This is a genomic window from Marinomonas sp. MED121, assembly GCF_000153025.1.
Taxonomy (GTDB): domain Bacteria; phylum Pseudomonadota; class Gammaproteobacteria; order Pseudomonadales; family Marinomonadaceae; genus Marinomonas.
Map to the genome: position 1 here is coordinate 979,375 of NZ_CH672429.1, position 25,172 is coordinate 1,004,546.

Genomic DNA, 25,172 nt, shown 5'->3' on the forward strand with positions numbered 1-25,172 from the left:
AAACAATAACAGGCTATTTAAAACGGTCTAACAATGACCAAAATTGCGATGGCAATCAAAATAAAGACAGGAAGCTCATTAAACCAACGGAAAAAAACATGGCTTCGTGTATTGGCATCATTAGCAAACTTCTTCAATAAGCGTCCACATGCGTGGTGATAACCCAACAAGACAACAACCAAGGTTAACTTAGCGTGAAACCATCCCGACTTCATATAATATTCTGGATTAAAACTCACCAACCAAATGCCTAATGCCAAAGTAACAACCGCTGCCGGCGTCATGATGCCGCGATAAAGCTTACGCTCCATAATTTTGAATCTTTCATTGCTGATCGTATCTTTCGCATCAGCGTGATAAACAAAAATTCTTGGTAAATAAAAGAGACCAGCAAACCAGCTCACCATAGCGACTAGATGAAACGCTTTAACCCACAACATAATTTCTATCCCTTTATAAAATGATCAATGTCTTAGAAATTTAAAACAAGGTATCCACATGGCTTGTTTCGATCCCATCAATGAGGATTGGTTCAAGCTAATAAGCGGCAAGCATTCTAGCATATTTATAAGAGCTGTCTTACTCACTAACAAATGACCTAAAGTAACCTGTATTATTTATGCTTAATATCACTGTCATTATGCACACGAATACGCGCTTTAGAATGAAGACCAAGGCTGGTAAGTCGCTCTACAAAAATAGAATCTTGTTTGAACACGACCCTAGTGATCACACAAGAAGTCGCAATCACTAGCATGGCAGGCAATACAATTTCAGGGGAATGAGTCATTTCGACTATGGCAATCAGGCCAGTTAATGGTGCTTGAAAACTGGTTGCCATCATGGCGGACATACCCAGTAAAGCAAATAACGAAATCACTTCCAAATCAGCCTCACCCGCAAAGGACCAAAGTGCGACTTGTACACCAATAAGGCCTCCCATCAAAAAGGTAGGGCCTGTCATGCCCCCAGGAATACCTAAGCCTATGGTAAAAGCGGTCAGTAAAACTTTGGTCAGTAGAACCACGATCAGGATATGCGTTAATTCGACGCCAGCCAATAATCGCTCCAATGAATCATAACCAGCACCTAATACCTCAGGCACAAAGGCGGCACAAATGGCAGTTACCACCCCCACCAGCATAAAACGCCAAGCTAGAGGCCAATGATTTACTCTCCACAATAATTCTTGGGTACGAAAAAAAACGCCTGCTAATAACGCAACTGCTAATGAGAGAAATAATAATGCCATGATGGTATCAGCATTGAGTACCAGTACGGCAACACGGTCAAAACTGAATAAGGTAATCGGCCCTAAAAGAAGATGGCTAACAGCCATTGAGAAAACAGCGGATAAGATAACCGGCAAAATAATCGCAATTTGATATTCTAAAAAGATCACTTCAAGTGCAAATAAAACGCCTGCAAGAGGCGTTTGAAATGCCGCTGAGATAGCCCCCGCCACACCACATGCCACCAAAACTTCCACATGTTTTTGAGGTAAGCCTAAACGCATGGCGATTCTACTGCCAAAAGTAGCCCCAACATGTACTGCAGGCCCCTCTTTACCAATAGAAAGCCCCCCCATCAAAGCGATACCTGCACTAATAAACTGCACCAGGCCATTCATCAAAGGAAGGTTGCCTTTGTGATAATTCAGTCTTTCTATCACATAAGGCACACCGACTTTTTGCCACTTTTTTGGAAGATAATGCATAAATAGAACGAGAATAAAGCAGGCAACAAGAGGAAAAAGAACCCTAAGTAAAATGGGTAAATCCTCAAAGCCTTCAATATTACCTTCCATAAACAACAATGCTGGTAAGTGCAGCAACCAATGTAGCAACACCATAGATAAAGCACAGGCAACACCGACACAAATGCCAACAAGTGACAATAAAAGCAAGGCATCGGAAGCATTTAGTCGCTGTTGCAACAAATCTTTTAATTTAAAGCGGTACAGTGGGCTCTCCTTACTTTTAAGATTTGCTAAAATCGGGCACTATTCAATCAGTAAATTAACAAAGGCGCAAATCTGTTACTGCGTTTTAATTAAGTATCAATATAACGGGATTCAACAGTGTATAAAATCGGCATAGTAGGCGGCACAGGTTACACAGGTGCAGAGTTATTAAGACTTTTAGCAAACCACCCTGAGGTTGAGGTAAAAGCCATTACTTCTCGTAGCGAAGAAGGCAAGCTTGTTGCCGATATTTACCCAAGCCTGCGCGGACATTACGACCTTAAATTCACAACACCAAGCCTAGACGAATTGGCTGAGTGTGACCTTGTCTTTTTCGCAACACCACACGGCGTTGCTATGGACCAGGTGCCAGCCTTACTTGAAAAAGGCGTAAAGGTCGTTGATTTAGGGGCTGACTTTAGAATCAAAGATACCATCGAATGGTCTAAGTGGTATGGCATGGAGCATAGAACACCAAACTATGTGACAGAAGCCGTTTATGGTTTACCTGAGATAAACCGCGAAGCCATTAAGGAAGCACGTCTTGTTGCTAACCCTGGTTGTTACCCTACTGCAACTCAACTTGGCTTAATCCCGCTACTTGAAGCTGGCGTAATTGATCCAAGTGATCTAATCGCAGATGCAAAATCAGCGGTAAGTGGTGCTGGCCGTGGTGCGAATGTTGGTACGCTACTTTGTGAAGCCGGTGAAAACTTTAAAGCTTATGGGGTTGCTGGCCACAGACACTTACCTGAAATCAAGCAAGGGCTTCAAGCTTATACTGACAAGCCAGTAGGACTCACATTTGTCCCACACTTATTGCCTATGATTCGCGGTATTCATTCAACCATGTATGCCACATTACTCGATACCAACATTGACCTTCAAAAACTATTTGAAGAAAGATATCAAAATGAATTCTTTGTTGATGTGATGCCTGAAGGCAGCTTGCCAGAAACACGTAGCACTAAAGGTGCGAACTTTTGTCGTATTGCTGTTTATCGCCCACAAGGTGGAAACAAGGTCGTCGTGCTGTCAGTGATTGATAATCTGGTTAAAGGTGCATCTGGTCAGGCGATCCAAAACATGAACATCATGTTAGGCCTAGCGGAAAATACTGGATTAACGGCTTTAGGCATGATTCCTTAGTCTCTTTACAATCAAGTTACGCAATACTAAAAAGCCCATTTTACTTTAGTAAAATGGGCTTTTTAGTATTCGCTAATGCAAGACTAGCAATATCGCTTCAATCCAAGCTTAGCGCGAGACTCTATCTACCAACACCGTATGGGTCACGATGCGTTGAACATTTGGCCAAGCATCCATCATTTCTCGAATTTCACTTAAGCGTGTCATATTCGCCGCTTGTGCAAAGACAATTAAATCCACATCACCACTGATACTATGGGCTTGTTTAATTTCAGGAATATCTTGCATTAACCCGGCTATCACTTCACAACACAAGGGGCTAAAGGTCACTGAGAAATAAGCAGCCACTTGGGTGTCATCATCTTGATTCAGCTTGGCATGATAACCTGTAATGGTTTGGCTTTCTTCCAATCGTTTAATGCGATCCGTCACCGCCGAGCGAGATAAATTTACCTGGCGGGCAATATCAGAAATAGATAAACGTGCATCCTCCACCAAGAGGGCGAGAATCTTTTGATCGAAGCTATCTAATTTCACTCAAGTTCCTTATCGTCATAGTCTTATTACAAGCCATCAATTTGCTTCAAAAAAAGTTTCAGACAAAATGACGGTAATACCAGCAATTTAACGGCGAAATAACCTATTTTGCTAGCTGTATACTGAATCGATTCATTCTATCCTGTCTCAATTGAATCACACATCAATTTATTTTGAATTAACTCACAATTTTTGCGATTGACATTAAAGAGAAAAAGAATGAGCACAAACACAAAAGGAATAGGCCCACTGCAAGGCATTGCCATGACAGTGACCACATTTGTTGGTACAGGTCTGATGGTACTACCCGCACTATCTGTCAGCATAGCGCATGAACAAACGGCCTTTAGTTGGATTTTCACCGCGCTTATTATCATGCCGATCGCTATTATTTTTGCCATGTTAGGAGCAAGACTTCCCCATGCAGGCGGAGCATCGCACTATATAGGCCAAGCGTTTAGTAAACCCTTACAAGATGCAGTCGGCTGGTTATTCTTATCTATCCTTATTGTGGGCCCAGCGGTTGCCATTAAAATCACCGCTAATTACCTTGCTGCCTTTTTAGGCTTTGATCAAAGCATGTTCATCTATTTATACATACTGATCTTTATCTTATTTTTAGGCTTTGGTTTAGCAGGTATTCAAACATCAGCCAGAACCCAAACAGGCATTGTGGTACTCATGTTAATTGCCATTGTTTGGCTTGCCATAAAAGGGGATATTTTTAGTGCAGTGCAACTCACACAAGCCCCAGTTACAGCGAATGAGTGGCAGCAAACGTTTAGTGCAATTAGCGTCGTTTTTTGGTGCTTCTTAGGCATTGAAGTGATGGCGCATTTAGGTGGCGAGTTTAAAAACCCGGCTAGGGACTTCCCCATTGCTATGATTGCAGGTATCAGTGTTGTGATTATCTGCTACCTAACTGTTGTCTTTTTAATTTTCGCGTCTTCAAGCTATGGTGATGAGCAAACTAACAATCAATCTATCGCTGTCTTGGTATCCAGTATTGCCGGCGAGAACGCGAGTCGTTGGGTATCATTTGGCGCTTTTGTAATTTCATTTGCCAATGTCAGCATCTATCTACTTGGCTTTGGGCGCATGGTACAAGCTATGTCAGAAAATAAAGCGTTACCTGCTTCTTTAGGTAAACTGAACCGTTTTGGTTCGCCTAGCAATGCGATTATTCTCGTTAACTTGGTGTGTGCAGCATCCCTTATTTTAGGAGAGAGTTTTAACCTGAAAATGGAGTGGTTAATCGAGATGACAAACGGTTCATTCTTAACCGTTTACACGCTTGCATCTTTAGCAGCTTGGCACCTTTTAAAAGGCAAAATTCGCTATTTAGCAATACCAGCACTGTTGGCTTGTACCTTTATTGCGGTACAAATTGGTGAAAGCATGCTTTTTGCCTTTGTCATGCTAGGTTCTGCTTATCTTTTCTCTTGCTTAAAAAGCCCCAAAAAAGCCACTGCCTAAAGCCACAGGTTACAACAAACACAAAGGCCTGATTTTGTTAATCTTGAGATCAGGCCTTTTTAATTTATATCCTTAAAAAGCGTCTTCATCTAGTAACGCGGCATCAGCTTGCAATACATCTAACGAATTTACTGAACTTACCCAAATCGCAATCCCCGTCTTTTGTTGACCTTTTTCAGGTGGTTTATCTAGCTTTATCTGCCACTGGTTACTTTGACTAATAAGACTAAAGCTATCTAGAACAACATAATCATGCTTTAGCTTTCTATTTTTATTCTCGCCCGCTTTAACTTGAGTGCTAATCCCCATCCCAAGATAAGCGACATTAAGCAAGTAAGGCCCCTTAATTTCAGGATGGCCGCTATAGTTAGCATCTAAAAAACCGTCTGTTAGCTGGGCTGATAATTGTCCAGCAATGCCTTCATTTCGAGGTATCTCTCTCGCGCCTCGAAACCATGCTCGCCACTCTTTATTATTCACCACAAAGCCTGGGGTATAGACTTGGCTAGTATTACCTTCTTGTACATGTCGCCTTTGCCGATTACTGTATTCAGCACGAGAAAATCTATCCTCCCACCCGATATAATTCCAATAATCTACATGATATGCCAAAGGAATAACGCTTTCGAAAGGATCATGCTTAATGGCTAGTTGTGACAAAAAACTATCGGCAGGGGGACAAGAGCTGCAGCCTTCTGAGGTGTAAAGCTCAATGATTGTTGGCGCGCTCGAGTCTGTTGCAAAGGTTTGCGCAAAAAGATTACTGGTTAGCAGAAAACAAAGAGTGATAGCAGGAAAAGTAAAATACGGCTTCATATCCTCATACCTTTACATATTTTTATAAGTACCCTATTAGCTATTTACCAGCCTAAGAGTGATATATAAGTAATATGAGGAGTGAAACCGAATTTAGTTCATTTGGTTTTAAATCGTCGTTTTAGTTTAGATTATCGAGAAGCGCTGGCTAGCACCGCGCTCGCTGCCACAAAAACCGCCCCCATAGAACGGTTTAAGCGAATAACACCTTTTGAACTTTTTATAAAACGCTTAATTTGATTACCCGCTACCGCATAGATATAAGAGGCAATAAATTCTGTCACGATAAAAGTCATACCCATAATCAAAAACTGAATCATGACGGGTTTATCAAGGTTTAGCATTTGAGGAAACACCGCGGTAAAAATCAGAATGGCTTTGGGGTTACTAATAGCCACAATAAACTCTTGGCGAATGAGAGCGACATAAGAGACTTGTTTGACTAGAACCGCCTCTCCTGTATCAATCCCTTGGGCCGCATTACGCCATGTCTTTATTCCCATATAAAGCAAGTAACAAACACCCGCCCATTTAACGACATTAAACAATAGACTCGAAGACACAATGACAGCCCCTAAACCTAATGCAGACACTAGCATTAACAAACCAAAAGCAAAGTTACGCCCAATAGTTCCGACTAAAGCTGCAACAGGCCCTTGGTTAATGCCATTAGACATGGCCATAAAATTGTTAGGACCAGGGCCTAGGGATAACAGCATAAATATTGGCGCTATGGTTAGCCAATCGACAAATGTCATAATTTTACCTACTTAATTTTCACCAGATTTTGACACTATTTAATGGAGGTCATTTTTCACGCAATTATCAAATAATTCCCTAACAGCTACAAGGAATTAATCAAACTTTTAAATCGTAAGTTACACTTCAAATTTACTGTGTTTTTTAAAGTTTTATAGCATTAAATGATTAGTAATTGTCTGGAGAAAAAACCGCTACTAGCTCAAACTTCTGCACTTAATAAGACATCAAAAATAGTTTGTTTATATCGACTTTTATTTAGACAAGCTAATCGTTATCGAGTGAGGATTTATGAGCATTGCACACATCATGTTATGGTTAACCGCAATTATTTGGGGCGCAGGTTTTGTTGCCCAAAGTGCAGGTATGGACTCGCTCGAACCCCATAGTTTTAATGCTGCACGCTTTATACTTGCAGCTATATCTCTGATTCCTTTACTCTTTTTATTCCCTAGCAAGCAGAACTACCAATTTCCACAGCTCTTATTGGGCGGGCTTATTGGCGGCGTATTTATGTTTGCTGGTTTCACCTTCCAGCAAACAGGCTTACTTTATACCACGGCCGGAAACGCGGGCTTCATCACCAGTGTTTATATTGTACTTGTCCCTATTATTGGTATGGCATTCGGGCAAAAAACCGCGCGTAAGACTTGGATAGGCATTACCTTCGCTATTGTGGGCTTATATAACCTAACCATAGGCCCTAACCTAACCATTAACTATGGTGACGCGCTCGAACTTGCAGGTTCATTTTTCTGGGCATCCCATGTACTTGTTATAGGCTATCTATCAAAGCGTTTACCCGCGATTCCTTTTGCGATTACTCAATTTTGTGTGGCCGCAGTGTTAGCAATTGCAGCCGCCTTTATTTGGGAGACGCCAAAGCTTGAAAACTTTTATCTTGCTTGGATACCCATTGCTTATGCGGGCATCGCAGCCTCCGGTATTGCCTGTACTTTACAGATTTTAGGACAAAGAAATGTATCTCCCAGCGCTAGTGCCCTAATTCTTTCGACGGAAGCAGTATTTGCTGTCATCGCTGGCTGGTTCTTTATGGATGAGGTGCTAAGCCTAGATGCTTATGTGGGATGTGGCCTAATTTTAACCGGGATGTTGATTAGCCAATGGCCGACTAAGGAAAGTAAAGAAGAAACAATTAACACACACACAACCCAGTCTACTTAAGGGCGTTTGCATTCAAACCTAGTGAAGAGCCCCCGTGCGTTACAGATTACCCTTTTGGCCCAGTTAAGATTACTGGGCTTTTTTTTTACCTAGTAAACATGTTTGTTTATTACCCTCAGCCTTCTAACTCATTATTAAAGAGGTTCAATTGCCTTGGCAACTCCCTTTTGATTGGGGTAGATAGAATCATCATGGTGTGGGTATCACTTAAATCGATGAGCCGATTTAATAAATCATCCAAAGCAGACATAGAAGCAACGCCTACCTTAAGTATAAAAGCATAAGGCCCTGTCAGATTCTGACTTTCAATAACCTCATCTAATGTACTTACTAATACCTTAAATTCTTTTTCCTTTGCATGATGCACTTCACAACCAATTAAGGCGGTAATCGGAATCCCCATCTTTTCTAAATTAAGGGTTGGCCGATAACCTGTAATGACACCTGTCTCTTCTAATTTTCGAATTCGCTCCGCCACAGCAGGTGCTGACAAGTGAACCCTCTTACCTAATTCAGAAAAAGACATTCGGGCATTTTCTGTTAAAGCAAAAATCAGTTTTTGATTAATTCTATCCATCAAAACGAAACCTTTAAACCCTATAAAGCATATTGCAATAAATGATATATTTATTTGCTATTATTGCATTTTATAAAAGAAAATCATTAGTATTTTTATCGGTTTATTAAAAAGGTTTTCCCATGGACACCAAATCATTGCAACTTTTCTCTCATTTGGCGCAAACCCTACACTTTGGTCGAACCAGTGAAGCCTTTCATATGAGCCCATCAACATTGAGCCGCCATATAAAACAGATAGAAAATGAAATTGGTCACATTTTATTTAATCGCGATAACCGTTCAGTGCAACTCACCACTGAAGGCGAACGCTTTAACCAATATGCAATTGAAAGCTTATCCCAATGGCGCAATTTTAAACGCTCTTTAACCACGAGCGGAGAGCAACTTGTAGGCGAAATTAGCCTCTACTGCTCAGTCACTGCCAGCTATAGCTTCCTCTATGATATTTTAAGTGAGTTTCGCGGCTTACACCCTAAGATAGAAATGAAGTTACACACAGGCGATCCAGCACCTGCACTTGCTCGTGTGATGGAAGGACATGAAGATATAGCCATTGCAGCACGACCTAACAACCTCCCTTCTAGTATGGCCTTTAAACGCATTGCCATATCACCTTTGGTCTTCATTGCCCCCAATGATGCAAACGCAGCAAAATCCTTAGGGATATCAAACCAGAACGATCAAAAGATTGATTGGAATACTGTTCCTATGATTTTATCGGAAGAAGGTATTTCTCGGTCACGGGTAGATCAATGGTTTAGGCAACGAAATTCAAGACCTAAGATCTATGCCCAAGTCTCAGGCAATGAAGCGATTGTCAGCATGGTTTCATTAGGATTTGGTATTGGTGTCGTTCCCAAGATCGTTATTGATAATAGCCCCTTGATTGACAAGGTGAGTATTATGGACCTGCAACCCGAGTTAGAGGCTTATGATGTGGGCTTATTTACCTTAAAGAAGAATTTAGCCACCCCTATCATTAAGGCCTTTTGGCAACAAATCAATCGCTAAGAGGCGATACTCTCATCTTCAAGAAAATTGTAGTTAAAACGCGAAGCTAATTTATGGAAATCTTTATGTAGTAGCAGGAGGGGTTTCTTTTTTTCGATATCTTGAATACGGCTTATGAGAAAACCAGACATGGATACATATTGAGAGAGCTGCCTGGCAAGTTCTTGTTGGAAAATAAAGTATTCTCTTACTTCAGCAGCAGCGTCAGAAAGCTGCATTTCCTCCACATGAGACATCCAACGAGCAAGCGATTCACTCAATAAGCCTGTACTGGATACAATAAATAATACTTGTTCTGCCTTCTGTCGAAACCTCAAAGGTAAGCGCTTTGAGCCAAGCTTTAGTTGAGTTTCTACTTTTTCAAACAAATCCATCCATTCCGTTAATACCACATGATTGATCAGCAATTTTCGAAGGTTCTCAAGTAAATTCTTTTCATCAGAAATCACATGATCTAATTGGGCAGACACAATTTTATCGATTAAAACTTTAGAATATCGAGGAAAGTAGTGGGAGGAATACAGCTTTAATACAGGTAAAAAGTCTAACGGGCCAACATTGAAAGCAAACTTATCGCTCATCCCCACCTGAACAAAGCGACTTAACCAAATAATTTGATCTTCGTGCGCAACATCTAGCATATCTTCTCTTTTTAATAATCCCAAGCTCGTCGGATATATTTTCATATTCGAGATAGATCGCACTATGGTATTGGGTAAACCGTTAACTTTTCCCAAAACCTGATGGCTTAACGATAAAATAGAGTCGTTAGAGCCACTGCCATTACTTATAAATAAACGTCCAATATCTAAAAACAAACATGCGGTAAATACAGCACGCTTTGTCATTTGAGTTTCTTGTGTGCTTCTGGCAATTAACCAAGCTCCCCAAGCTAACAAGAGAAACTTCTTCATCTTGCCTGGGTAGATCTGAGAATAAACGGTAATAAGTTGAACTAAGGTAGGATATTGAGTGAAAAAACCGCACATATCGGTTAAATCTTCTTCATTATGAAGCTGTTCATGAAGCCCGTTCAAGAGAGAATTAGAAGTCACCACATCAAGCATCTGTTGATAAATTTCATTACGTGCTAATGAGTTTTGCATCTTGATGCTGAACTCTAAAGGCTTCTCTAATGCATGCTGTCGAATTTTATTTAGGCGAGCGGCATTCAGTTCGGTATTTGCCTTAACTAATACGGCACCCTCTTTATTAAGAATATCCTGAGATGCGAGAGCGCCATTTTTAGATTCAATCGATTCGAGTTTGGCAGCATACTCCTTAGACATCCGATCAGCCTGCTCCATATCACTCCTTTGAATGCCATTCGACATCATGACCTTATTGGATTACTAACAAGATAGCACGCCAATTTATAAAATGAATTTATAGGATAGTTAAAAATTGAAGCTCCATACGAAAAAAAGGCCACAATTATGTGGCCTTTTTGTAACTCAATTCAGTTTAATCAAATATGGCTAATCAATAAAAACCAGCCTATTGAATCAACTAAATACTTAACACTTTTTCACCGCGAGCAATACCTGAAACACCTGTTCTAACGACTTCAAGTAAATGAACGGCACCTAATGACTGTAAAAAGCCATCAAGTTTATCTGATTCACCAACAATCTGAACCGTGTAGATAGAAGGTGTCATATCCACAATATTGCCACGGAAAATATCAACAGTACGCTTAATCTCAGCACGCTGAGCACCTGTCGCACGCACTTTCACTAACATTAATTCACGCTCGATGTGTTGGCCTTCTGTTAGGTCAACCAATTTAACTACATCAATCAGTTTATTAAGCTGTTTAGTGATTTGCTCAACAACTTGATCAGAACCAAATGTTGTTAGCGTCAAACGAGATAATGTCGGATCATCGGTTGCCGCAACGTTCAGGGATTCGATATTAAAATTTCTTTGAGAAAATAAGCCAACTACGCGAGACAAGGCACCTGGTTCGTTTTCCATCAATACAGAGATAATGTGTCGCATATTAGGTACGCTCCGTCTTGCTCAATAACATATCACGCATGGAACCACGAGGTACCTGCATTGGATAAACATGCTCTTCAGGGTCAACATAACAGTTGATAAATACCAACTGATCTTTCATAGCAAAAGCTTCAGCCATTTTTTCATCAAGTTCATCTTTTGTATTAATTTCAACATACTGATGACGATAGGCTTTTAGCAAAGCTTCAAAGTCCGGTAAAGAGTCAAGATAAGAACTAGAGTGACGACCTTCGTAGTTCATATCCTGCCATTGGCGTACCATGCCAAGATAACCATTGTTCAAACAAAGGATTTTTACTGGTAATCCATATTGCAAGCAGGTAGAAAGCTCTTGAATATTCATTTGAATACTGCCTTCACCTGTTACACAGACAACTTCTTCTTGAGGGAAGTTTAGTTTGATCCCCATTGCTGCTGGTAAACCAAAGCCCATAGTGCCAAGGCCACCTGAGTTAACCCAGCGATTTGGTTTATCAAATTTATAATATTGAGCAGCAAACATCTGGTGCTGACCTACATCAGATGCAACAAAAGCATCCCCTTTGGTCGCTCTCCAGCAAGCTTCAATTGCCGCTTGTGGTTTAATTTTTTCACTGGTCGTATCATATTTACCACCGTGAACTTTACGCCACTCTTCAATTTGCTTCCACCAGCCCTCAATGCCTGCATTTTCAGCTTTCTTAGACTGTTCCACCAAGCCCAGCATCTCTGATAAAACTTGCCTAACTGGCCCAACAATCGGCACATCAGCACGAATTGTTTTTGAAATAGCAGCCGGGTCTATATCGATATGGATAATTTTTGCGCCTGGGCAAAACTTATCTGGATCATTGGTTACCCTGTCATCGAAACGTGCGCCCACAGCAAGAATCAAATCGCTGTGATGCATTGTCATGTTCGCTTCATAGCTACCATGCATACCAAGCATGCCAATCGATTGGCGATCGGTTGCTGGATAACCACCTAAGCCCATTAGGGTATTAGTAACAGGGAAGTTTAAAGCTTTACCCAATTTAACAAGTAGTTCTGAAGCACCGCCTAAAATTACGCCGCCACCAGCATAAATAACCGGGCGTTTAGCCGATAGCATCAAATCAACCGCTTTTTTAATCTGGCCACTATGGCCTTTTGTTGGCGGCACATAAGAGCGCAAAGAAACTGTTTCCGGATATTTGTACTCAAACTTTTCATTTGGCACAGTCATATCTTTAGGGATATCAACCACAACAGGACCAGGACGGCCAGAAGACGCTATGTAGTATGCTTTTTTAAGGATCTCAGGGATCTCAGAAGCATGCTTCACAGAGAAACTATGTTTAACGATTGGGCGACAAACACCAATCATATCGGTTTCTTGAAACGCATCTTCACCAATCAAGTAACTCATTACCTGACCACAGATAACTACCATAGGAATAGAATCCATATAAGCAGTTGCGATACCTGTAATGGTATTAGTTGCACCAGGACCAGAGGTTACCAGCACAGTACCCGCTTTACCGGTTGCACGTGCATAACCATCAGCCATGTGAGTTGCTGCTTGTTCATGACGAACAAGAATATGTTTAACATCATTTTGGCGATGTAATGCGTCATAGATATGCAAGGCTGCCCCGCCTGGATACCCATAAATATATTCTACGCCCTCATCTTTAAGAAAGCGGGCGATCATTTCACCACCGGATAATAATTCCACCTTTTTACCCTCTATTATTCGTTTTACTGCTAGTTTTTTATGGCACACATTGTACCCATATATCATAGCTAGATAAATATTGATTAAACGAAGTTTGCAAAGCTTATGCAGTAACCTTTAAAAAGGTGCCTTTAAACGCAACAAATCGCAGTAATAACACTGCCCGCGTTTTTCGCGAGGAGAAATATAAAGCTTTTACTTGGACCACTTTACATTTTTGTGTGCATTCATATGTCAAGCATATGATTGGGATAGGCTGTTGGCCTAAATATGACTTCTTAGCTGGGATAGTCGCTAAAAATATGCCTTATTCTGCCTATTTCTGCCCTTTGGTGTCAAGCAACATTTACTAAGATACTTGCCCTTATCTGCACTTCGTGGTGTCATAGGCTCATTTGAATAATAGGAGTTTTAAAACTATGGCAAGCGAACTAAATCAACAACGAATTATTGATGAATTTCTACGCTGTTTTAGAAAGATGATCATGGAACCTGAACTAGCAGGTGAGCTAGTTCGTATAGCGAAAGAACACATCAATGAGCCAGACGCTTATAATATCATAGCGCAAGAAGTTTCGAGCCAAACTACTCTTAAGATTACTGACGAACATACTGATGCGGATCGCATGTTCATCAACTTATTAATTGAAGTGGTTAAAGGCGATTCAAACCTTTATTAAGTTTCTTTTTTTAAAGGCATGGCAAAACTATGTTCAATGCCTTTAAAAATGCTCCTCATTTTTTATAGCAAGACACCAGACTAAACCATGTCAGACATTAGCCATCTCAATGCTGCTGAACTAAGTTCACTCGCCCAAAAAATTAAAGATTGGGCGGTTGAATTTGGTTTTGCGGAAGCAAAAATTACTGACATTGATTACAGCCAGCACAAAGAAGAGTATCAGGCTTGGATTGATGCCGGTTATAACGCTAGCATGGACTATCTTGCGAATCATGGGGACATGCGCTTTCATCCAGAACAGCTTCATCCAGGCACCAGACGTATTATCGCTTTACGCATGCATTATCTGCCACAATCAGTGGAGACAGTAAAACGCCTGCAAACTAAAAACAAAGCCTATATTGCTCGCTATGCCTTAGGCCGTGATTATCACAAACTTATTCGCAAACGTTTGACCCAACTTGCTAAAAAAATTCAGGCAGAAGTGGGTGATCATGGTTATCGTGCCTTTGTTGATAGTGCACCAGTACTAGAAAGACAAATCGCTGAAAATGCTGGACTAGGTTGGATAGGCAAAAATACCTTATTACTTACCCCCAAAGCCGGCAGTTGGTTTTTATTAGGTGAAATATTTACCAACCTCCCTTTACCGTTAGATAAGCCGACCCCAAGTAGACACTGCGGTAGCTGTACCTCTTGTCTTGATCTCTGCCCTACCGATGCCTTTGTTGAACCTTGGGTTTTAGATGCTAATAAATGTATTTCCTACCTCACCATAGAGCATGATGGGCCAATTCCAGTAGAACTTAGAAGTAAGATGGGTAACCGTATTTTTGGTTGCGACGACTGTCAACTGGTTTGCCCATGGACAAAGTTTGCGAAATATACCCAAGAGCAAGATTTTCAACCAAGACACCAGCTCGATAAAGAAGAGCTCACTAATCTATTCTTATGGCAAGAAGAAGAGTTTTTGAAAAAAACAGAGGGCTCGCCAATTAGACGAACAGGTTATGAGAATTGGCTCAGAAATATCGCAGTCGCCCTTGGCAACGCACCTTATAGTGACGATATCATCAAGGCCCTTAAAAGCCGGCAAAATGAAGAGTCAGAGCTGGTTAAAGAACATATTGAATGGGCCTTAGCTCAACATGCCCTCAAACCTAAACTCATCTAGTCACAGACTATTTTAAATAACGAATCAGCCCTTCTTGAACGGTGGAGGCAACTAGCTCACCGGATTGATTAAATATCTGGCCTCTTACAAACCCTCTCGCGCCACCAGCAAATGGACTATCTGCCACGTAAAGCAACCAATCATCTAATTTAAAGGGTCGATGAAACCAAATGGCATGATCTAAACTGGCAATATTAAGATAACGATTGCCAATTGAGACACCATGGGGCATTAACGCCGTTTCCAGAAAGCCATAATCACTGGTATAAGCCAACATGGACTGATGAATTAATTGATTATCAGGCAAAGGAGCCACGCTTTTTATCCACATGTGCCGTTTCGCCATACCGTGCCTTGGCCTAAAAGGGTTTTGATTTTCCACCACCCGACATTCAATAGGCCGATCAGCGATGAATAGGTCTCTGATTTTATCTGGAATTTCACTCGCATGAGCACGATATAAGTCCAGTTCGGATTCAAAATGCTCTGGGCCTGGGACACTTGGCATCACATCTTGGTGCTCAAATCCGGCTTCATCTTGATGAAATGAAATAGACATATTCAAGATTTGCTTTCCAAACTGACTGGCAACAACACGACGCATACTGAAGCTACCACCATCACGAATGACTTCTACCTCATAATCAATTGGATGTGAAGCATCTCCTGGGCGCAGAAAATAAGCATGCAAAGAATGAGGCTGTCGATTTTCAACTGTTTGAGAAGCCGCTGACAAGCCTTGTCCTATGACTTGTCCTCCGAATACTTTAGGAAAGCCCAGATCCTTGCTGCGGCCAATAAAATGGGTTTCTGATTGCTGTTCTAATTTAAGGACATCAATCAGGTCATTCACGACATTTTGCAATTTTTTTCAACTCCCATTCACAATTTTAGGAAACACTTATATAAATTAATAACTTGAGTTTTATCATATGGTTAAAGCTTATGTCATAAATCAAACTAATAGCAAATTACGCATGAATAATGAAAACTATTTATTCTGTTAACTTTGCTTATTTGAGTAATTTTTGGTTTTATTGACAGGCTAACTCTGTGAGGTGTTTTTTTGTCTGAGTCATCCCTAGTCGATCCATTTGGAAGACGCATAGATTATCTTCGTATATCCGTTACTGACCGCTGCGATTTTCGCTGCACCTATTGTATGGACGAAGATGTCACTTTTCTGCCCAAAGACCATATCTTATCCTTGGAAGAGATTGTTGATACTGCCCGCACCTTTATTAGAATGGGCACTAAGCGTATCCGCATTACTGGGGGTGAACCCTTAGTTCGCAAAAATATCCTTTGGGCTTTAGAGCAAATAGCGAGCACACCAGGGCTTGAAGAACTCACCATTACAACCAATGGATCAATGCTCAAAAAACTCGGCCAGTCACTATATGATGCTGGTGTATCTAGACTGAATGTCAGTCTAGATACCATGATTGAAGAAGAGTTTAATCGTCTCACTCGTCGTAATAAGTTTAGACAAGTCGTAGAAGGGATAGAAAGCATTGCTGCGCTTCCTTTTAATCGTTGCAAAATTAATAGCGTCATCATGAAGAACCAAAACGATGATCAGATCTTACCCTTGGCACAATTTGCGCTCGCGCATAATATGGACATTAGCTACATAGAAGAGATGCCATTGGGGGCGATTACCGCCCATGATAGAGCCGAGTCTTATATGTCCAGCGATGATGTCATCGCATTATTAAGCAAGCATTATCAGCTTAGTAAAAGCTCAGCGACAACACCTGGCCCAACTCAGTATTATAAAGTTAACGGCGAAAATGGACGTATTGGTGTCATTTCGCCCCATAGTCATAATTTCTGCTCAAGCTGTAACCGGATTCGCATGACAGTGGAAGGCAGATTGCTACTATGTCTTGGTAATGAACACTCTCTGGATCTAAAACCATATATTCGTAAGATAAATCAAGACGGGCTTACCCTAGATGATGCGATTATTAAGGCCTTAGCATTAAAACCTGAAAAGCATTATTTTAATTTAGATGAAGAACCGCAAATTCTACGCTTTATGAGCGCGACTGGCGGTTAATTAAGAAGGCAAACAATGAGTAAAACAGAAAAACCTTTTAAAGCATTAAATATCAATGTACTTACCGTTTCAGATACTCGATCCATTGCAGAAGATACATCAGGTGACGCCCTGATTTCTGCTCTTACAGAAGCGGGTCACAACCTGGTTCAAAGATCTTTAGTCAAAGATGACATATATGATATGCGCGCAGCGGTATCAAATTGGATTGCAGATAAAAATATCAATGTTGTTCTTATTACCGGTGGCACAGGATTCCATTCAAGAGATAGTACGCCAGAAGCACTGAAACCTCTTTTTGATATGCATGTTGAAGGCTTTGGTGAACTCTTTAGACAAGTGTCCTATGAAGAAATTGGCACATCAACGATTCAATCAAGAGCTGCTGCGGGTATTGCTAACCGAACCTTAGTATTTTGTCTTCCTGGTTCGACAGGGGCATGTAAGACAGCTTGGTTTAAAATCATTGAGTCACAACTTGATGCGCGAACTCGCCCTTGTAATTTTGTCGAAATGCTCCTTGGTAAATAAAACCCATTTTAACAAAAGCGTTTTTACATTAAAGCTGGCCTCATCAAACATAAGAGGCTAGCTTTTTTTATCTTGATAAACATCACTCGTTACTCACTCTTTAAGGTCTCGTATGTCAAGCTCTCCTCTACTTCCATTTACCCAAGCACTTGTTGAAATAGAAGCTAAAAGTAAGTGTTTAGTGAAAGCAGAAACCATTGAATTAAATCAGTCATTAGGAAGAGTGCTCGCACAAGATGTCTTTGCTGATATCGATATTCCACCAGCTGCAAATAGTGCGATGGATGGTTACACCATGCGCTTTGAAGATTTTCAAGAAGGGAAGATTTTTGAGGTGAGCCAGCGCATTCCTGCAGGACAGGCACCGCTCACATTAAAAGAAAATACCGTTGCACGTATTTTTACCGGAGCAGAAGTTCCTGAAAATGCAGACCTCGTTATTATGCAGGAAAATGCAACTGTAGAAGAAAATGGCGTCAGCTTTCAAAATACCCCAATACAAAATGAGAATATTCGTCCACAAGGACAAGATGTCAAAAAAGGCGCTCAAGTACTGTCTAAAGGTTTACGTTTAGAAGCACAACACTTAGGCATTATCGCAAGCTTAGGCATAAATCAGATTAAGGTATTTTCCTGTCTTAAGGTGGGAATTCTAACCACAGGCGATGAACTAATTAGCGCAGGAAGCCCACTGGAAAAGGGCCAAATATATAACAGCAATGGGCCTATGCTACAGGCGTTAGTGGAAAAGTTAGGCTATAAGGTCGCAAGTTATCAACATGCGAGTGATAATCACGACGAAACAGAAACTATTTTGGCTAAGATGGCGGTTCACTGCGACATTATTCTTTCTTCTGGAGGTGTCTCTGTCGGTGAAGAAGATCATGTCAAAAATGTGATTGAAGCCAATGGTGAGCTTTTCTTATGGAAAATTGCAATTAAGCCAGGCAAACCTTTAGTACATGGTCAGGTTTTCAATACGCCTTTTATTGGTCTACCGGGCAATCCAAGCTCAACTCTCGTTACCTTCCATTGGTTCGCTAGTATAGCGTTAGCAGTGAGCGCTGGACGAAAAGTTAAAGCTATTCAAGGCTATCAAATAGCATCTGGGTTTAGTCGAAAAAATGCAATTAAGCGTGATGAGTTTTTACGCGTCTCCATTTATAACGGCAAAGCCATTGCCCACCCACAACAAAGTTCAGGCGCGTTAAGCGCAGCTTGCCATAGTGATGGTTACCTTCATATCCCAGCAGGTATAAAAGTAGAAGAAGACACAGTTTATAATTTTTACCCTTTTAGCAGTTTTTAATCCCCTCTTTTGAATAAGCTCTGTTTATGAACTAGATTATAAAAATGAAAAACTTTTCTAGGCTGAGCTTTATTCCATCTCATGAGGATAAAATATGCGTAATCTCGAATGGGAAGATTCGTTATACCAACACCAGCACCAAATGATCAAACGGCTTGATAACTACCGTAAGCAATCTTCTCTCAATAATTTATCTAATGATGACAAAATGGTGATTGAGCATTCTTTTCAGTTGCTTGTTGCTTCTATGCTGGACCTTGCCAGATACGTATTAAAACATCACTATAAAACCAAGGTTGATATACGTGACGATGTGTTACATTCACTTTTAGAGCACAATGATGTGACCTTTGAACAAGGCGAACAGATGCGAAAGCTAGTCGAGATTAGAGAAAATATATTATTCGATTATCTTGATGAAAATTTTAATATTCTTAAACAAGCAATGGAACTAAGGCGCTATAGCCTTGTAGAAGTATTAACAAAAGAATGGACAACGAGGCTTAAAGCCAATGACGCAAAACCCAAAATGAGCACTAACTAAATCAGTAAAAATCACGGGTTAGATTCATAAGAAGGAAACAGGACAGTCCTCATTATGAATCTAACCGACAAGCTCAATATCTCTTAACCCATCTCGTTTACAAAAGCATTTCTAATAATGCCTCGTAACCATTGATGACCTAAATCAAACTGATATCTATCATGCCAGATCATAGAGTAATCAAAGGTACGAGTTTCAAAAGGTAAATTATAAATTTTAAGATCAGGAGAGGTCGTCAAAATATCTGTCGCAAACAGACGTGGGACTGTTAGCAACAAATTGCTACTTGATACCACTCTCACTGCGGGTACAAAGTTAGGCAATACGATGGCAACATGTCTTTGATGACCCATTTTATCAAGCACTCTATCAACCGCTGCTCTTTCTTTTTTACCCAAAACAACTTGTGCATGATGAAGGCTTAGATATTTATCTAGCGTTAAATCACCTTGTAATTCAGGGTGATCGGCTCTGGCAATACACACCATTTCATCCGTATCCAAACGCACAGCTCGAATACTACTGGGTGGCTCTTTCGAAATAACAGCTACAGCCACATCAATATCATTCACATCCAACTCAAAAGATGTGCCTTCATGCCAATGCTTTACATCAAGCACAGCATTAGGGGCTTGTTGTCTAAAGCTATCGAGAATCTTAGGTAAAACGGTCAAAGCACCAAAGTCAGTAGTGGATAAGACAAAACGACGCTGTGAAGAGGCTGGATTGAATTGAGGCGGCTGCACTAAACTTTCTAACCCTTTTAGCATGTCGACTAAATAAGGCGCTAAATTTTCTGTACGAGCGGTTGGCGATAAACCATGAGAAGTACGAACAAATAAAGGATCATTAAAGACTTCCCTTAATCGAGCAAGAGAGCGACTAACCGCTGGCTGACTCACGTTTAACTTTTGTGCAGCCTTTGTGACATTCAGCTCATCGATTAAAACTTGCAATATATAAAGCAAGTTTAAGTCAATTTCTGATAATTTTACTTCCTGCAAAGAAATAACCCCCGATTATAAGTTCGATTATGTTTTATCATTTATAGCATATCAGAAATTCACAATATGCCAATGCAATTCAAGTTATTGAATTAGAATTACAAATTTATTTGTCTAATTTCAGATGATGTCATGCCAAGCAGATACAATATGCAATCTAAACCTAGCTGATTTACAGGGTGTGGCGCTTGCTCTCGCACTAAAGGTTTTGCATGCAATGCAACCCCTAGGTTGGCAGTATTTAGCATCAACAAATCATTAGCCCCATCTCCACAAGCAATCGTTTGAGATTGATCAAAGCCTTGCTCACGCATGATAGTTTCTAATAAGAATTTTTTACGAGAGGCATCAACAATAGGACCTAAATGCTTCCCCGTTAGCTGATTATCATTTATTTCGAGAACATTGGCGTGCACTTCATTAAAGTGATATTTATGTTTAATTTTATCGGCAAAAAAAGTGAAGCCGCCAGAGAGGATTGCTGTATGCCAATTGAAATGATTTATCACCTTCATCATTTTTTCAATACCATCCATATATTGAATACGATCAAATACACCATCCATGACATCACAGCTTAAACCTTCAAGTAATGATAAACGCTGAACAAAACTTTCTGTAAAATCAATTTCGCCACGCATTGCGCTGGCTGTAATAGCAGATATTTTTTCTCCAATACCCGCCTCAACAGCAAGCTCATCCATTACCTCAGCTTTAATCAAGGTAGAATCCATATCAAAGACAGCTAAGCCAGGACGACTGATATCCACAGAACGATTTTGATAAACATGGTCAATCGATGTTTGATTTGAAAATGCGAGTAACTGAGTACGCACCATTTGTTCTTGATTTTTGCTAAATGGGCTGTTTAGTATCCACCTTTGAACAGCAACAGGATCACTTGAATCAGTAAGATAGTGACGTTCAACATGTTTATTAAACCCCGTTAACCAAGATTCTAATTGTTCAATGCAGGACTGGTTAATAGCACCTAACAAGGTAATACTGGCAGACATAGTTTTTCCTCAAGCAAGATTAAGTGAACTATAACAAATACCAGCAAGTTCAAATACTCTAGTTATTGAATCACCATACAAAATACACATTTAAAGACTAATATTGATAATAATTACAATCTAAACAGGCTTTTTAGCAAGCAGACAAGAAATTAAAAAATTTACAATTGTCTTAAATACAAGCTAACTAACTGATTAACAAACATACAAATTAAAGAAAAACAATCTAAGCCGATAGCATATAGACACCAGACTAATTAGTAGACTTTGGAAAATAGAAAGAACAATGGATATCAAACTTAAAGCACGCAATTTACATTCGCTAATTGAGCAGAAGCTCAGTGCATCTATTGTCACTTTACTGACCTTTTTAAGCTTAATGCTAATCACTCTAGCTCTTTTTTGGGTGACTATTACCAATACATTAGAAAGCTACCTCACCCAACAAACAGAAGTACTGGGCAGCAGTCTCGCCACCCAAGCGGCCTTTAATGCCACACAATCAATTTTAACCAATGATTTATTAAGTTTGAATGTTTTACTCACACGTCTAGTGGTTGATGAAAACATCTTAAGTGCTCGCGTTTTTAATAAACAAGATGAGCTTTTAGCTGAAGCCTCAAGCGATAATAGTAGCTATTTAAATGACAGTAATATCAGTGCGGTTGAAAACAAGCGTGTTTTTAGTTCAAGCGTGAAGTTCAGACAAGAAGTGGTAGGCCACGTTATCATTACTTTAGATAAGACACCTACCCAAAATATTTTATCAAGACTCAACTCCCTGCTCATTAGTGTCAGTATTTTTATCACAGCACTCTCTCTTCTCATTGTTTTTCTGGTAACCAGAAAGCTAGTGGCTCCTATCACCAATGTTAGTGAGGCACTTGAAGCCTTACTAAAAGGTCACACTGATGCCAAATTAAATAAAGCGATTTATAAAGAAGCAAATACCCTAGTCACTCTTTTAGCCAAAGTTCAGTCACTGGATTGGCTCACCAAAACCGAATCCTCTTCAGCAGCGTCATTATTAGAAATTGAAGCAAATACTAACCAAGCACATGAGAAAAAAGAGCAAATTGAAATCAATTTTGAGAAGATATTTGAAGAAGATAAACAACGTAGTTGTGTTCTCTATATTGAGCTAACCAATATGGAGCAATGGCAAGAAACATTCACGCCGATTAAAATTGCGAACCTTTTCACTCCCGTATACCGCGCCATGTTCCAAGCCAGTGAAGCCTACTTTGGCCAAGTTCATCAATACCAAGAGAATGCGACTTTAATTCTTTTTAGCGCCGATGAGTGCGAAGATCAGCTTTACTTAAATGCTATTTGTACCGCCAAACTTTTCACAAACTTAATTGAAAAGTTACTTAGTACTGATATTTATGCCAACACACCCAGTATTGAATACAAAATAGTGGTTGATGATGGCCTTAAGAACTTAGCAAATCGTATGGAACAAGAGGATGATTTGCCTCATGAACTAGAAGCTAAGCTTAGCAAGATTAAAATGTTGAGTGATCAAATAGACATTAAATCCACGGCCATCAGTGAAGCTATTTTTGTCCTACCTGAAATACAAAATAAGGTTTTCACAGGACTACCAGAGATTCATACCGATGAAGCAGGTAATGAGACCCTTAGCTATTCCATTAAAGGCATGTCAGATAAGTTACTGAATAAGATTAAATCTAAATTCGAAATGATTAGTGAGCAAATTTAGACATAAAAAAACCAACTGCTATACAGTTGGTTTTTTGTGAGGCTATGGTTCGGTTAATCATTTAGATGCATGACATCATCCAAAGATAACCCTTGTTTTTCCATCATCAATTTTAACTTTCTCAAAGCTTCGACCTGAATTTGTCTAACACGTTCACGCGTTAAACCTATCTCAGCACCCACATCTTCTAAAGTGCTTGGTTCATAACCTCGCAAACCAAATCGGCGGGCAATGACTTCTCGTTGCTTCTCATTAAGGTCATTAAGCCAATGATCAATATTGTGAACTACATCACTAAATTGACGCTCATCTTCCGGACCAGCATGCTGTTCATCTGCAATAATTTCAACCAAGCTCTTATCTGTATCCATTCCACCGACCGGTGAATCTATCGAACTGATACGTTCATTTAAGCTCAACATCTTCTGCACATCTTCTACTGGACGATCTAACATGTCAGCAATGTCTTCAGCACTTGGCTCATGATCGAGCTTCTGAGTTAACTCACGTGCTGCTCTGAGGTAAACATTCAGCTCTTTCACAACATGAATCGGTAAACGTATGGTTCTTGTTTGATTCATGATAGCGCGCTCAATGGTTTGTCGAATCCACCAAGTAGCGTAAGTTGAAAAACGGAAACCTCTTTCCGGATCAAATTTTTCAACGGCTCTGATTAACCCGAGGTTGCCCTCTTCGATTAAATCCAATAAAGAAAGGCCACGATTCAGGTAGCGACGTGAAATCTTAACCACCAGCCTTAGGTTACTTTCTATCATGCGTTTACGAGACGATTCATCCCCTTTAAGTGATTTACGCGCATAGTAAACTTCTTCTTCTGCGCTTAATAAAGGTGAAAAACCAATTTCGCTTAAATACATTTGAGTCACATCAAGGTTTTTACCAACGTCCTCATTGGCGTACCTTGCATTGACAGCGGACTCGAACTCTTCATTAGAATCTACTTCATCTAGATTAAGACTATTCTCAATATCATTATCATCGGATAATGCTATATCTTCTGCTTTTACGATATCTACAGCTTTCATGTTCCCTCCTAATACCTAAGATAATGTTATTATTTAGGTAATACTTTTAATGGGTTGATCGGCTGACCGTCTTTCCTAACCTCAAAGTGCAATAATGATCTTTGTTCGCCTTTGCCTCCAATAATTGCAAGTTTCTGACCTGCTTTAACCTTCTGCTGCTCTTTCACCAAAATTCTTTGGTTGTAAGCATATGCGCTTAGGTATTCATCACTATGTTTTACAATAACAAGATTACCATATCCGATGAGTCCATTTCCTGCGTAAACAACAACACCATCGGAAGCTGACACCACCAGGCCATTTAATTTGCCTTTGATATCTATACCTTTACTACTTACGCCTTTGTTTGAAAACCCCTTTATCACTTGACCCGATACTGGCCACACCCATTTTAATACCTTTTTAGCGCTTATTTTACTATTAGAGGCCGTTTTTGAAGATAGGTTCTTATTATTTACAGTGGTTTGCTTTTTATTACTTTTAACCGTTTTTACCTGTACTTTCTTAGATGAAGCACTCCCAGAGGTACTTTTCTTCACCTTTGTAGAGGTCGAAGCTAGTTTACCGTTTAAGCGAATTTTCTGTTTTGGATAAATCACATAAGGAGAAGGGATTTTATTTATTGCAGCAAGCTCTTTGTAATTTAATCCATACTTGAAAGCAATAGTATATAAAGTGTCACCTGGCTTAACACGATAGTAGCCGCTAACAGCATTAGTAGAGCCAGTAGATAAATTAGGAGTCCAGCTTGACTTTTTTGAGCCAGAATTACCTGCAAAGTTTAACGGATCATTCGCGCAGCCGAAAAGCAAGATGCTAGCCAAACTAACAACAATTAAATCAATTAACTTTACTATTCTAATCTTGCTAGCCATCAAGGTTTTT

The 25,172-nt window shown here is 40.1% G+C and carries 25 protein-coding genes; 11 read left to right on the forward strand and 14 right to left on the reverse strand.

Annotation, left to right across the window (positions count from 1 at the left end; genetic code table 11):
• Window positions 1-17 precede the first annotated feature (17 nt).
• Both hemJ and MED121_RS04480 read right to left on the reverse strand, forming a co-directional pair.
• Window positions 18-440 carry a protoporphyrinogen oxidase HemJ gene (hemJ, locus tag MED121_RS04475; protein ID WP_009832422.1) on the reverse strand — a complete coding sequence of 141 codons (423 nt, stop codon included), beginning with the start codon at window positions 438-440 and terminating at the stop codon, window positions 18-20.
• A gap of 173 nt (window positions 441-613) precedes the next feature.
• A complete protein-coding gene (locus MED121_RS04480; RefSeq protein ID WP_009832423.1) occupies window positions 614-1,936 on the reverse strand; it encodes a chloride channel protein in 1,323 nt (440 codons plus the stop codon).
• Between the two features lie 144 nt (window positions 1,937-2,080).
• Between MED121_RS04480 and argC the strand changes: the two genes are divergently transcribed.
• The gene (gene argC, locus MED121_RS04485; RefSeq protein ID WP_009832424.1) at window positions 2,081-3,112 is read left to right on the forward strand and encodes an N-acetyl-gamma-glutamyl-phosphate reductase; all 1,032 of its coding nucleotides are present in this window, start codon (window positions 2,081-2,083) and stop codon (window positions 3,110-3,112) included.
• 108 nt (window positions 3,113-3,220) lie between these two features.
• On the opposite strand, the gene MED121_RS04490 is transcribed toward argC, so the two are convergent.
• The gene (locus tag MED121_RS04490) at window positions 3,221-3,649 is read right to left on the reverse strand and encodes an Lrp/AsnC family transcriptional regulator (protein WP_009832425.1); all 429 of its coding nucleotides are present in this window, start codon (window positions 3,647-3,649) and stop codon (window positions 3,221-3,223) included.
• A gap of 219 nt (window positions 3,650-3,868) precedes the next feature.
• Here MED121_RS04490 and yjeH point away from each other — a divergent pair, with 219 nt between their 5' ends.
• On the forward strand, window positions 3,869-5,125 hold the full coding sequence (gene yjeH, locus MED121_RS04495; RefSeq protein WP_009832426.1) for an L-methionine/branched-chain amino acid transporter: 1,257 nt from the start codon (window positions 3,869-3,871) through the stop codon (window positions 5,123-5,125).
• A gap of 72 nt (window positions 5,126-5,197) precedes the next feature.
• Here the strand turns inward: yjeH and MED121_RS04500 are convergent, their stop codons facing one another.
• Window positions 5,198-5,941, reverse strand: a complete 744-nt coding sequence (locus tag MED121_RS04500; RefSeq protein ID WP_009832427.1) for a DUF1223 domain-containing protein — start codon at window positions 5,939-5,941, stop codon at window positions 5,198-5,200.
• Window positions 5,942-6,072: 131 nt separating this feature from the next.
• Window positions 6,073-6,699 (reverse strand): LysE family translocator, encoded by a 627-nt coding sequence (locus MED121_RS04505; RefSeq protein ID WP_009832428.1) that lies wholly within the window; start codon window positions 6,697-6,699, stop codon window positions 6,073-6,075.
• 292 nt (window positions 6,700-6,991) lie between these two features.
• On the opposite strand from MED121_RS04505, the gene MED121_RS04510 reads away from it, so the two are divergent.
• Window positions 6,992-7,885: a DMT family transporter gene (locus MED121_RS04510; RefSeq protein ID WP_009832429.1), complete on the forward strand. Its 894-nt coding sequence runs from the start codon at window positions 6,992-6,994 to the stop codon at window positions 7,883-7,885.
• 115 nt (window positions 7,886-8,000) lie between these two features.
• On the opposite strand, the gene MED121_RS04515 is transcribed toward MED121_RS04510, so the two are convergent.
• Window positions 8,001-8,462 (reverse strand): Lrp/AsnC family transcriptional regulator, encoded by a 462-nt coding sequence (locus MED121_RS04515; protein ID WP_009832430.1) that lies wholly within the window; start codon window positions 8,460-8,462, stop codon window positions 8,001-8,003.
• A 122-nt stretch (window positions 8,463-8,584) separates the two neighbouring features.
• Here MED121_RS04515 and ilvY point away from each other — a divergent pair, with 122 nt between their 5' ends.
• Entirely contained in the window at window positions 8,585-9,475 is an 891-nt protein-coding gene (ilvY, locus tag MED121_RS04520; protein ID WP_009832431.1) for an HTH-type transcriptional activator IlvY, read from the forward strand.
• Here the strand turns inward: ilvY and MED121_RS04525 are convergent.
• The 3 genes from MED121_RS04525 to MED121_RS04535 all read right to left on the reverse strand — a co-directional run bounded on the left by MED121_RS04525 (window position 9,472) and on the right by MED121_RS04535 (window position 13,193).
• The gene (locus tag MED121_RS04525) at window positions 9,472-10,782 is read right to left on the reverse strand and encodes a hypothetical protein (RefSeq protein WP_036178716.1); all 1,311 of its coding nucleotides are present in this window, start codon (window positions 10,780-10,782) and stop codon (window positions 9,472-9,474) included. The two genes, ilvY and MED121_RS04525, sit on opposite strands and share 4 nt — an antisense overlap.
• Window positions 10,783-10,984: 202 nt before the next feature.
• On the reverse strand, window positions 10,985-11,476 hold the full coding sequence (gene ilvN / locus MED121_RS04530) for an acetolactate synthase small subunit (protein WP_009832433.1): 492 nt from the start codon (window positions 11,474-11,476) through the stop codon (window positions 10,985-10,987).
• A 1-nt stretch (window position 11,477) separates the two neighbouring features.
• Window positions 11,478-13,193, reverse strand: coding sequence for an acetolactate synthase 3 large subunit (locus MED121_RS04535; RefSeq protein WP_009832434.1), 1,716 nt, complete (start codon window positions 13,191-13,193; stop codon window positions 11,478-11,480).
• Between the two features lie 419 nt (window positions 13,194-13,612).
• Between MED121_RS04535 and MED121_RS04540 the strand changes: the two genes are divergently transcribed.
• Both MED121_RS04540 and queG read left to right on the forward strand, forming a co-directional pair.
• Window positions 13,613-13,873, forward strand: a complete 261-nt coding sequence (locus MED121_RS04540; RefSeq protein ID WP_009832435.1) for a hypothetical protein — start codon at window positions 13,613-13,615, stop codon at window positions 13,871-13,873.
• Between the two features lie 87 nt (window positions 13,874-13,960).
• Entirely contained in the window at window positions 13,961-15,049 is a 1,089-nt protein-coding gene (gene queG / locus MED121_RS04545; RefSeq protein WP_009832437.1) for a tRNA epoxyqueuosine(34) reductase QueG, read from the forward strand.
• Window positions 15,050-15,056: 7 nt separating this feature from the next.
• Here queG and MED121_RS04550 read toward each other — a convergent pair whose 3' ends face one another.
• Window positions 15,057-15,914, reverse strand: a complete 858-nt coding sequence (locus tag MED121_RS04550) for an acyl-CoA thioesterase II (RefSeq protein WP_009832438.1) — start codon at window positions 15,912-15,914, stop codon at window positions 15,057-15,059.
• 201 nt (window positions 15,915-16,115) lie between these two features.
• On the opposite strand from MED121_RS04550, the gene moaA reads away from it, so the two are divergent.
• From moaA to MED121_RS04570, 4 genes are all read left to right on the forward strand, one after another.
• Entirely contained in the window at window positions 16,116-17,111 is a 996-nt protein-coding gene (gene moaA, locus MED121_RS04555) for a GTP 3',8-cyclase MoaA (RefSeq protein ID WP_036178719.1), read from the forward strand.
• A 15-nt stretch (window positions 17,112-17,126) separates the two neighbouring features.
• Complete coding sequence (moaB, locus tag MED121_RS04560) at window positions 17,127-17,642, forward strand: molybdenum cofactor biosynthesis protein B (RefSeq protein ID WP_009832440.1); 516 nt, start codon at window positions 17,127-17,129, stop codon at window positions 17,640-17,642.
• Window positions 17,643-17,754: 112 nt separating this feature from the next.
• Window positions 17,755-18,951, forward strand: coding sequence for a molybdopterin molybdotransferase MoeA (locus MED121_RS04565; RefSeq protein WP_009832441.1), 1,197 nt, complete (start codon window positions 17,755-17,757; stop codon window positions 18,949-18,951).
• 94 nt (window positions 18,952-19,045) lie between these two features.
• A complete protein-coding gene (locus tag MED121_RS04570) occupies window positions 19,046-19,495 on the forward strand; it encodes a hypothetical protein (RefSeq protein ID WP_009832442.1) in 450 nt (149 codons plus the stop codon).
• An 83-nt stretch (window positions 19,496-19,578) separates the two neighbouring features.
• Here MED121_RS04570 and MED121_RS04575 read toward each other — a convergent pair whose 3' ends face one another.
• Together MED121_RS04575 and serB are read right to left on the reverse strand one after the other, a co-directional pair.
• On the reverse strand, window positions 19,579-20,499 hold the full coding sequence (locus tag MED121_RS04575; RefSeq protein ID WP_009832443.1) for a LysR family transcriptional regulator: 921 nt from the start codon (window positions 20,497-20,499) through the stop codon (window positions 19,579-19,581).
• 98 nt (window positions 20,500-20,597) lie between these two features.
• Entirely contained in the window at window positions 20,598-21,515 is a 918-nt protein-coding gene (gene serB, locus MED121_RS04580) for a phosphoserine phosphatase SerB (RefSeq protein ID WP_009832444.1), read from the reverse strand.
• Window positions 21,516-21,801: 286 nt separating this feature from the next.
• Between serB and MED121_RS04585 the strand changes: the two genes are divergently transcribed.
• Window positions 21,802-23,241, forward strand: coding sequence for an AhpA/YtjB family protein (locus MED121_RS04585; protein ID WP_009832445.1), 1,440 nt, complete (start codon window positions 21,802-21,804; stop codon window positions 23,239-23,241).
• 53 nt (window positions 23,242-23,294) lie between these two features.
• On the opposite strand, the gene rpoS is transcribed toward MED121_RS04585, so the two are convergent.
• Together rpoS and MED121_RS04595 are read right to left on the reverse strand one after the other, a co-directional pair.
• Window positions 23,295-24,287 carry an RNA polymerase sigma factor RpoS gene (rpoS, locus tag MED121_RS04590; RefSeq protein WP_009832446.1) on the reverse strand — a complete coding sequence of 331 codons (993 nt, stop codon included), beginning with the start codon at window positions 24,285-24,287 and terminating at the stop codon, window positions 23,295-23,297.
• Window positions 24,288-24,316: 29 nt separating this feature from the next.
• Window positions 24,317-25,162 carry a peptidoglycan DD-metalloendopeptidase family protein gene (locus tag MED121_RS04595; RefSeq protein ID WP_009832447.1) on the reverse strand — a complete coding sequence of 282 codons (846 nt, stop codon included), beginning with the start codon at window positions 25,160-25,162 and terminating at the stop codon, window positions 24,317-24,319.
• Window positions 25,163-25,172 lie beyond the last annotated feature (10 nt).